2 protein-coding genes are annotated in these 1387 nt (G+C 45.3%); one reads left to right on the top strand and one right to left on the bottom strand.

Annotation, left to right across the window (positions count from 1 at the left end; all coding sequences use genetic code 11):
* Positions 1–116: 116 nt before the first annotated feature.
* Positions 117–539: a hypothetical protein gene (locus ACR2PX_RS19150; RefSeq protein WP_434000962.1), complete on the bottom strand. Its 423-nt coding sequence runs from the start codon at positions 537–539 to the stop codon at positions 117–119.
* Between the two features lie 114 nt (positions 540–653).
* Between ACR2PX_RS19150 and ACR2PX_RS19145 the strand changes: the two genes are divergently transcribed.
* A complete protein-coding gene (locus ACR2PX_RS19145; RefSeq protein ID WP_434000961.1) occupies positions 654–1337 on the top strand; it encodes a nitrilase-related carbon-nitrogen hydrolase in 684 nt (227 codons plus the stop codon).
* Positions 1338–1387: the final 50 nt, after the last annotated feature.

The raw sequence follows: 1387 nt of genomic DNA, 5'->3' as shown, positions 1-1387 counted from the left end.
GAGAAGTTACCGCTGTATTTAGGTTTCTTCGAGTGTCTGCACAACATCAGAAAACGGGGAAAAGCAGCTCTCTCCGGTCTTCTGGAGGTGCTGTTTGGATAACTCCCCGGAATCCATTAAGAGCCACCAAAAAAAGGCTGCAGAAAGTAAACAATGGCCATTGTTGAAGAAACATGATCACCCGAATAAAAGGGAGCCAACGCCGTATAGTAACAGTGAATCATGGTTCCCAGTGCTGCTAATAATCCCCACAAAGTCAGCCAGCAAAAGGCAGCACGAGAAAACCGGAAAGAAAGGGCATACATAATTCCACACAAACTGGCGTAAGGAATGAGGTTCAGCAATCCCAGGATAGCCAGGCCCGGTGCGTCAGACCATTCCACTTGAATAAATATCGCTAATCTTTCACTCACAGACTGCTGACTCAACATCAGATCAATAATGAAATGGGCAACAGGGGCAGCCAGAAAACCTGCAAGCAGCACACCTATCAGCAAGCGTCTGCGAAAATGGTCAAACTCGTAAAATTGAGCAGTCATAGTGTCTGGCTTCCTGATTCAGTAAAGCCTTTTTCATTATTAATATCTGAATTTTTAATCGGGGTATGGTAAACCATTAACAGGGATAAGCCGACTGTCTTTAGGAAATGGATCATGAATGGAATCAAGTCTTATAACCCTGTCGTACAAACCTACATAAAAGATTGCCAATCTGATGCGTCAAATCTTCCCGATGCTATTGCTCACCCTCCGCTCTCAGGTGAGGGGGTTCGTTATGCTATTGCCCAGGGACCCAGCATGGTTCCCCACAAAGCGGATAAGAACACTATAGAGCAAGCCCTGAAATTCAACTTTTCAACACTGCAAACGGCCTGTTCTATGGCCTCAAAGTACAATGTTCAGCTCATCACTTTTCCGGAACTGTTTCTCACCGGTTATGAATTTGCCAACGGCGATAAGGTCAACAAAGACATACCAGCAAGAGCGGCCCAGCTAATAGAAGAACAACAATACCGTGAGAAGATCTGCACACTGGCCATTGACCGCAACATGACCATCGTCTGCCCCATGCCATACAAGGGGAAAGATCCCAAAGGAAACGAAGGGATTTACGATACCGCTTTTATTTTCCAGCCCGATGGCATCAAGGCGATTCAATTCAAGAATCACCTTTGGGGTTTTGATGAACGACTATGGTTTCGTTATCCGGAGTATCCCGAACTGTCATCCGAAAATAACTTTCAGAATAAATCCAACGCTTTCACTCGATTCTGCAGTTTTTCTCACTTGACAATCAGGCTGCATCCAATAATTCAAATTTCCCAGCATGAGATTTGAGTGATTCCGTAGGCTCCCGTTTACCAAGATCTCGCCCCGCCATATGCCTA

Origin of the sequence: Endozoicomonas sp., from assembly GCF_051008435.1 — a bacterium.
Taxonomy (GTDB): Bacteria; Pseudomonadota; Gammaproteobacteria; order Pseudomonadales; family Endozoicomonadaceae; genus Endozoicomonas_A.
This window is presented reverse-complemented; position numbering and strand designations above follow the sequence as displayed.